The sequence below is a fragment of the Nitrospinota bacterium genome, from assembly GCA_016235255.1.
Lineage (GTDB): Bacteria > Nitrospinota_A > UBA7883 > UBA7883 > JACRLM01 > JACRLM01.
Map to the genome: position 1 here is coordinate 1 of JACRLM010000022.1, position 7,406 is coordinate 7,406.

Below are 7,406 nucleotides of genomic sequence, written 5' to 3' on the forward strand. Positions count from 1 at the left end.
AAGGGCGCGGTGATAAGTCATATGCGGCGTGTCCAGAAATCACCGGACCTGGTGATATCGTACTTCAACGGCGAAACGACGAAATACGCGGCTTGATACATATATAATAATGTCTATATTATTATGAGACGGTTAATAAAGGGTTTCCATGACGAGGCTTTGAAAGGGGAATGGAGCGGATGCCGGTCTTCCAGGCTAAACATGCAATACCGTGTTATATACGAGGCGCGTGAGGCGGAAGTGACGGTTTATGTCATCAAGATCACGGCGCACGATTACAGGAGATAGTTTCATGGCACGTAAAGGTTTCTTCCCGGCTAAAACACTCGTCAAGCTGACTGTAGGCGAATCTGTCCGCGTTTTGCGGGAGCTTCAGGAAATGAGCCAGGCCGATTTGGCCAAAGCGTCGGGTATCCCGCAATCAACGATCTCCGGAATCGAGAATGGACGGATACGTCTTGGCGTCGAGCGGGCGAAAACATTGGCCCGCGCGCTAAAGTGCCATCCGGCGGTAATTCTGTTTCCCGGGTGGGACATCGAAAACGCGGCTTAAATCACGCTCCATCCCCCTCGCCTCCTTCGGAGCCACTCCCCCTCGGGCAGGGGGAGAAACAATTGACATTCCCTTCAACTCCCCGCGCTCTGATACTGGTCTATCCCCTTTTTCCATAGCATGTGCGCCAGCGCGAACACCACGAGCCCGGCCAGCGGCGTGAGGTATTGCAGGTACGGATGGAACAGCGCGGACGGGTCCTTTGCGAGGAAATAGTGGCTCGGGTAGAAATTTATGAACGCGATGGGGAACACCACCGTCAGGAACACCTGTATCCACATTTTGTATATGGACACCGGATATATAACGAACTCCTTGGAACTGTACACGATCATGTGGACCAGGGAGCGGTTTCGCAAGGTCCAGAACGCCACAGCCGACACCGCCAGCCGCACCCCGCCGTGGATAAGCGCCGCCCCCGCCATCACCGCCGCGAAAAACAGCAAACGCCCAAGGTTCCATTCCAGCCCCGCCAGCCTCGATCCGTAATAGAGAGCCGCCGAGCCGATCATCAAATGCGCCACGGAGTTTATTTCAAACGATCCGGTGACCACCTGCGCCAATGGATTTAGCGGGCGCACAAGATATCTGTCGAAATCGCCGCTGATAATAAGGCTTTCAAAGTTTGCCAGCGGGGCGAAAAGCGCCGTGGCCACCCCCTGGCTGAACACCAGCAGACCGTATAGAAAAGCCATCTCCCCCGCGTTCCATCCGTTGATGTTGGTGAACCGGGCCAGCGCCACGATCACCACCCCAAGCTGCCCCAGGTAGAACACCACGATGGCCAGGAACATGAACAAAAATGTGAAGCGGTACTCCATTTTAGCGCGCACCGCGCTTACCATCAGTTTCAAGTAAACAGCAAGGTCGCGCATGTCATCCCCCCTGCGTCACAAGCTTGCGCCGAGCGGCGTTCCACATCAGCGCGCACACTCCGGACAGCGCGGCAAGCCACGCCATCTGCAGTGTCATAAGTTCAATGGCGCGCCCCCCGCTTATATGGCCTGTGAATATGGCCGCCGGGGCGTAGAAAATATACTGGAACGGCATGAGGGCGATAAGCGGCTTGCTCCATTCCGGAAAAAAGTCCACCGGCATGATCGAGCCTGAGAACATCGTCAGAAGCCCGTATTTCATCAACTGGAAACTGAAGGTCTCGATAAACCAGAACGCCAGCATGGAGAACGCGAAGTTCATGGTGAAAAGTATCATGTATCCCAAGACCCACGCGAAAATCGCCATGGCGTATCCGGCGGCGCTTGCCGGCAGGGCCACGTCAAACGAAACGACGCTGATGATAACGATGGGTGTCACCCGGGCGAACCAGTGGAACACAGTCTCCCCAAAACATTCCGAAAGGTTCATCAGAAAATAGTTCACAGGCTTTATAAGGTCCATGGCGATGGCGCCGCTGCGGACGCGCGATGTTATCTCGTTGTCCTCCATCGTCATGGAGACGCGGATTATCATTGCGAACACGGCGTAGGTGATAATCCCCTGCCGCGTGAAATATCCCCCCCCCGCCCCGGGTTGCGCCTTGTAAATCGTGTCCCAAAGGGAGGTGAATATGAAAATGTAAAGCAGGCCGTTGAACACTCCGATGAAATACTCGAACTTGTACATAAGCTGGGCCTGGAAAGATTTGGCCGCGAAATTCAGGTACACCGGCACGGCGCGGTCCCTGATGTCCGGCTCCTGTGTCTTCACACGCCCCCCATGGCCGCTCTGACCGGCGGCATCCCGTTGGAGTAGATGTTTTTCACCACGTCCTCCACCGTCGGCTCGTGGATGGCGATGTCCTTGACCTGGTAATTGGCCAGAAGACTGGATATCACGCTCTGCACGCTCGTCTCGTCCGGGTTGAAGCGTATCCATTTCCTGTTCGCCTCGCTTTTGACGAGCCTTGCGCCGGGGAGCGCGGCGATGTCCGGATAATAATCGTGGAACTCCACCTCCAGCAGTTTTTCACGGGCGTACAGGTTCTTTAGCCGGTCCGTTGAGCCGTCATAGGCGATGCGCCCTTCGTCGAGGATGATTATCCGCTCGCACAGCGCCTCTATATCGTCCATGTCGTGGGTGGTAAGGATTATCGTGGTCTTGCGCTCGGCGTTGATCCTTTTTAAAAACTTGCGGACCTGGTCCTTTGCGATGATGTCCAGCCCGATGGTCGGCTCGTCGAGGAAAAGGACGCGGGGATTGTGGAGCAAGGAGGCCGCCAGGTCGCACCGCATCCGCTGCCCCAGTGAAAGCTTGCGCGCGGGGGTGCGCAAAAGCGGAGCAAGCTCCAGAGTCTCCGAAAGCTCCCGGAAATTGCGCGCATAGTCTGCCTGGGGAACGTGGTATATGGAACGGAGCAGGTCGAAAGAATCCTCCACCGGCAGGTCCCACCACAGTTGGGTGCGCTGGCCGAAAACAACGCCGATGTTCCGGGAGTTCTCGATCCGGTTTTCATACGGCACGATCCCCGCCACCGACGCGCGCCCCGAGGTGGGGGTGAGAATTCCGGTCAAAATCTTTATTGTGGTGGACTTCCCTGCCCCGTTCTCGCCGACGTAGCCGGCGAACTCACCTTCCTTTATGGAGAAAGAGACCCCGTCCACCGCCTTTTTCACGGAACGTTGCATTTTGAAAAGGTTGGCCACCGAGCCAAGCAACCCTCCCCTTCCGGTGGAGATTTTGAACTCCCTTGTAAGGTTCTCGGCCAAAATCACTTCTTCAGCCATCAACTCAATTCCAGCATGATAAATACCTGTTAAACCAGTTCCACCGCAAATATGCGTTCAAATGATTTTACCGCGAATAATCGTGAAAATGGACGTTATTCCAGTTGTGGCCGCGCGATGAAAGAGCTATGATTTTTAAAAAGGCCGCAAGATGGGCGTCAGCCCTCCGCTGGCGTGGCGGCGCTCCAAATAGTCGCATAATTTATACCGGAGCAGTTTTCATGAAATGGTTTAAAAGCCGCGCTTTCACTTTCAAGATCATGCTCACCCTGGGCGGAGCCTTGGCCGTGATGTCCGTTATGAACATCGTCTGGTCGGTCCGCAGCCAGCAGGCGCAGGGGCTCGAACAGGCGGAAATCCTCGCCCACCGCGTTGCGGACATCACATTGAGCGCCCTTAACAACATGATGGTCACCGGCGTGGTGGACCAGCGGGCCGATCTTCTAAAGAAGATCAGCGGGACGGAAGGGGTTAAAGACGTGCGGGTTGCGCGGGGCAAGTCCATCAACGAGCAATTCGGAAACGGACTGCCGGGCGAAGAGCCGAAAACAGAGGCGGACAACCGCGTCCTTGCCACCGGCAAGGCGGAATTCGAATATGAGGAAGGCTCCCTGCGCGCCACGCTTCCTTTCCTTCTCTCCACCAACTGGCGCGGTGTTAACTGTTTGGACTGCCATCAGGGCAAGGAGGGGGAGGCCATTGGAGTATTGTCCATGACCATTTCCTTAAAGGATATGGAGGATAAGGTGAACCGCAGCAACTGGGTGTTCACCATATTCTTCATAATAGAGGGGATCGCCATCATGGCGCTTCTCTATTTCATCATCAAGCGCAACGTGAGCAATAAACTCGAACAGGTGGCCGATGCGCTCGACCACGGCTCGATGGAGGTGACCAACGCTTCCGGCGAGATATCCGGCTCCAGCGAGACACTGGCCTCCGCCGCCACCGGGCAGACCACCACGCTGGCCAACATGAAAGACTCGTTGGACAAAATGGCCGGGCTTATCAAGACATCGGCCAGCGAATCGGCCAAGGTGAAGAACCTTATGAACATGGTGGAGGCAAACGTAAAGAACGGAGAGGTCTCCATGGACCGGACGGTGGAGGCGATGGAGGCGATAAAACAGTCCTCCGGGAAGATCGGCGCGATAATAAAACTGATAGACGAAATCGCTTTCCAGACCAACCTTCTGGCCCTCAACGCCGCTGTTGAGGCGGCGCGGGCCGGCGAAAGTGGAAAAGGCTTTGCGGTGGTGGCCGAGGAGGTGCGCTCGCTGGCCCAAAAGGTGTCGGCGGCGGCGAAGGACACGGCCGGATTCCTGGGCGAATCGGTGAAAAGCACGGAAAACGGCTCCCAGCTTGTGGGACAGACGAACAAATCCCTTGTGGGCATCGGCGAATCGGTGCGTGAAGTGCGCCAGCGCATAAACCAGATGGCCGAGGCGGCTTGCGAACAGGAATCGCACGTCGCCGGTGTCACAAGCGCCATGAACGAGTTTGACAAGGCCACCCAGCTCACCGCCCAAGGGGCGGACGAGACCGCCGGCGCATCGCACGACCTTTTAAAACAGGCGGAAGAGCTTAAGGCGGCGGTCCAGACATTAGTGGAGATCGTGCAAGGGGAACGGTAGGGGCATCCCTGAGTGTCAGCCCTGTGATACAGACCTGCGTGTCAGCCCTGATCTTTGATGGACGGTGGTATCCTGATCCCTACGTCTTGATGTCCAGCAGGGAGCCCATCATCTCGTCGGTGGCGCGGATCATCTTCGTCTGCGCGGCGAAGCCATAGCTGGACTCGATAAGCCCCACCATCTGCTCGGCCAAATCCACGTTGGACATCTCCAGCGACGACGGGACTATCTCGCCGAACGAGCCGGACCCGGCCGCGCCGGACACAGCCTGCCCTGATGCGGCCGTTTCCGTATATATATTGGCGCCGCCGCGCTCCAGACCGTTTGGATTGTTGAAATTGTATAGCTCCACCTGGGCCACAGGCTGGCTCTTGCCGTCCACCATCGCCGACACTGTCCCGTTCGATGACACCGAGAATCCGCCGGAGCTCCCGCCAACGTCTATGTCCCCCGGTCCACTTTTGGTGACGTTTCCGTTGGCGCCGGTGGTCAGTTTATATCCCTGCACGGCGTTTCCGTTGGCGTCCGTGAGCTTTCCCTTCGAGTCCACCGAAAAGCTCCCCGCACGGGTGTATCCGACAGAGCCGTTGGCCCCCTTCACTTTAAAGTAGCCCGCGCCGTTTATCCCCATGTCCAGCGAGTTCATGGTCATCATCATGGCGCCCTGCCCCTGGGTGGTCTGCACGGCGGATGTGTACGCCCCCATGTTGTTGGACATGGACTGTTGCACGGCGGTGGAGGCCTTGAACCCGGGCGTGTTGAGGTTTGCTATATTGTTGGACGTGACTGTCGTCTGGTTAATATATGCCCGCAGTCCCGAAAGCGAGGCGCTTATACCTTGAATCATGGCGCTGCCGTTCCTTTATCATCCGCCGTTCTTCCTTATAATGTACCACCCGTGGCGGATTTATATCATCCCAAATGTCCAGTTTTTGCGCTGGTATAACATTGTTTCAGTGTCTGCCCGCCGTCTTGGGACGGCGGAACACACCATAACGTACATATCGGCTTTTTTTCCGCGTACTTTAGCTCTTTTTCCATTAATTCAACAATTGGGCAATTTTTCCCCATAAAGGCATTTTTTTCCCCAGCCGCGCTAAAGAAAAAAGATTGGGCTCCGAAAACGTGATTAGGCGGAATCCGGAAATGGAAAAACCGGACCGGCTGAAAACGCAATCAATAACGGTTGCGGCCTGAACCCAAGGTCCGGGAGAACCGGGGGATAGCAGGGACGCTTAACGATTCAAGGAGGAGATTTAGTCATGGCACTGCGAGTTTATAACAACATTTACTCAATTACGGCCCAGCGCAACCTGGGCGTAAACAGCGCGAACCTGGGTACGTCGCTGGAAAGGCTGTCCTCTGGTATGCGGGTCAACCGCGGCGCGGACGACGCGGCCGGTCTGGCCATTTCCGAAGGCTTGAGGGCGGACATCCGCTCCCTGCAACAGGCTTCCAGAAACGCTTACGACGGCGTGAGCATGATCAACACGGCGGAAGGCGCGAGTCGGCCACGGGCACCGTCGGTTCCACCGAACGGGCCACCATCAACCGCGAATTCTCCGCGCTGCGGGACGAAATAGACAGGATCTCGACGGTCACCGAATTCAACGGCCAGAAACTGTTGAACGGCGCCTTGAGCTCCGACATTACCACGGTGAAACTTAATAACACCGCCACCTCCAGTTCCGTGGTTATCCAGGTGGGCATGCAGTGGCACGCCGCCGACCGCATCAGCCTGAACACCTCCGTTGACCTGACAGCGATTGACTCCACCGGACTGAACATCACCAACATATCGGTGACCCATGTGCAGTCGGCCCTCGATTCGCTCGGCAGGATAGACTCGGCCCTGTCCCGCGTGACGGAAGCCCGCGGTAAATTGGGCGCGGTGCAGAACCGGCTCGTGCACACCATCAACAACCTGGCGGTGAGCTCGGAAAACCTGCAGGCGGCCGAATCGCAGATACGCGACGCGGACTACTCTCAGGAGATATCGCAGTTCACCAGGAACCAGATACTGGTGCAGGCCTCCACGGCGATTCTGGCCCAGGCCAACCTGGTGCCGCAGTCAGTGTTTTTCCCCTCCACGCTCAAGTCCGGGACGCTTCCGCCGAAAAGATGAATAGGCGAGATACGAACTGAAAATCAGAAGGTCTCGCCGAAAGGCGGCAGGATGACCGCCAGCCATCACGAAAGCTTGGGAGAGCGGACGCGAGGCGGTAACTAAACGTTTTCAAGGAGGAACTAGTCATGGCACTGCGAGTTTACAACAACATCTATTCTCTTACGGCCCAGCGCAACCTCGGCGTTAACAGCGCCAGCCTCGGTACATCACTTGAACGCCTGTCTTCAGGTATGCGGGTCAACCGCGGCGCGGACGACGCGGCCGGTCTGGCCATTTCCGAAGGCTTGAGGGCGGACATCCGCTCCCTGCAACAGGCTTCCAGAAACGCTTACGACGGCGTGAGCATGATCAACACGGCGGAAGGCGCG

8 protein-coding genes and 1 pseudogene are annotated in these 7,406 nt (G+C 56.7%); 5 read left to right on the forward strand and 4 right to left on the reverse strand.

Annotation, left to right across the window (positions count from 1 at the left end; genetic code table 11):
- Positions 1-123 precede the first annotated feature (123 nt).
- Both HZB29_02360 and HZB29_02365 read left to right on the forward strand, forming a co-directional pair.
- The gene (locus HZB29_02360) at positions 124-288 is read left to right on the forward strand and encodes a type II toxin-antitoxin system mRNA interferase toxin, RelE/StbE family (GenBank protein MBI5814435.1); all 165 of its coding nucleotides are present in this window, start codon (positions 124-126) and stop codon (positions 286-288) included.
- Positions 289-292: 4 nt separating this feature from the next.
- Positions 293-553 (forward strand): helix-turn-helix transcriptional regulator, encoded by a 261-nt coding sequence (locus HZB29_02365; GenBank protein ID MBI5814436.1) that lies wholly within the window; start codon positions 293-295, stop codon positions 551-553.
- Positions 554-627: 74 nt separating this feature from the next.
- On the opposite strand, the gene HZB29_02370 is transcribed toward HZB29_02365, so the two are convergent.
- The 3 genes from HZB29_02370 to HZB29_02380 are packed head-to-tail and all read right to left on the reverse strand — an operon-like array spanning position 628 to position 3,276.
- A complete protein-coding gene (locus tag HZB29_02370; protein MBI5814437.1) occupies positions 628-1,428 on the reverse strand; it encodes an ABC-2 family transporter protein in 801 nt (266 codons plus the stop codon).
- A gap of 1 nt (position 1,429) precedes the next feature.
- Complete coding sequence (locus HZB29_02375; protein MBI5814438.1) at positions 1,430-2,260, reverse strand: ABC-2 family transporter protein; 831 nt, start codon at positions 2,258-2,260, stop codon at positions 1,430-1,432.
- Positions 2,257-3,276 carry an ATP-binding cassette domain-containing protein gene (locus tag HZB29_02380; protein ID MBI5814439.1) on the reverse strand — a complete coding sequence of 340 codons (1,020 nt, stop codon included), beginning with the start codon at positions 3,274-3,276 and terminating at the stop codon, positions 2,257-2,259. The genes HZB29_02375 and HZB29_02380 overlap by 4 nt, the downstream gene beginning before the upstream one ends.
- Before the next feature lie 221 nt (positions 3,277-3,497).
- Between HZB29_02380 and HZB29_02385 the strand changes: the two genes are divergently transcribed.
- Positions 3,498-4,910: a methyl-accepting chemotaxis protein gene (locus tag HZB29_02385; protein ID MBI5814440.1), complete on the forward strand. Its 1,413-nt coding sequence runs from the start codon at positions 3,498-3,500 to the stop codon at positions 4,908-4,910.
- Between the two features lie 79 nt (positions 4,911-4,989).
- Here the strand turns inward: HZB29_02385 and HZB29_02390 are convergent, their stop codons facing one another.
- On the reverse strand, positions 4,990-5,757 hold the full coding sequence (locus HZB29_02390) for a flagellar hook basal-body protein (GenBank protein ID MBI5814441.1): 768 nt from the start codon (positions 5,755-5,757) through the stop codon (positions 4,990-4,992).
- A 415-nt stretch (positions 5,758-6,172) separates the two neighbouring features.
- Here HZB29_02390 and HZB29_02395 point away from each other — a divergent pair.
- Both HZB29_02395 and HZB29_02400 read left to right on the forward strand, forming a co-directional pair.
- A pseudogene (locus tag HZB29_02395) lies at positions 6,173-7,035 on the forward strand (flagellin FliC).
- Positions 7,036-7,163: 128 nt separating this feature from the next.
- On the forward strand, positions 7,164-7,406 hold a 243-nt coding region (locus HZB29_02400; GenBank protein ID MBI5814442.1), incomplete at its 3' end, for a flagellin FliC.

Bases quoted from the DNA above. Each gene is read 5' to 3' on its own strand.
- HZB29_02360 (MBI5814435.1), top strand. From the start codon at position 124: ATGAGACGGTTAATAAAGGGTTTCCATGACGAGGCTTTGAAAGGGGAA.
- HZB29_02365 (MBI5814436.1), top strand. From the start codon at position 293: ATGGCACGTAAAGGTTTCTTCCCGGCTAAAACACTCGTCAAGCTGACT.
- HZB29_02370 (MBI5814437.1), bottom strand. From the start codon at position 1,428: ATGCGCGACCTTGCTGTTTACTTGAAACTGATGGTAAGCGCGGTGCGC.
- HZB29_02380 (MBI5814439.1), bottom strand. From the start codon at position 3,276: ATGGCTGAAGAAGTGATTTTGGCCGAGAACCTTACAAGGGAGTTCAAA.
- HZB29_02385 (MBI5814440.1), top strand. From the start codon at position 3,498: ATGAAATGGTTTAAAAGCCGCGCTTTCACTTTCAAGATCATGCTCACC.
- HZB29_02390 (MBI5814441.1), bottom strand. From the start codon at position 5,757: ATGATTCAAGGTATAAGCGCCTCGCTTTCGGGACTGCGGGCATATATT.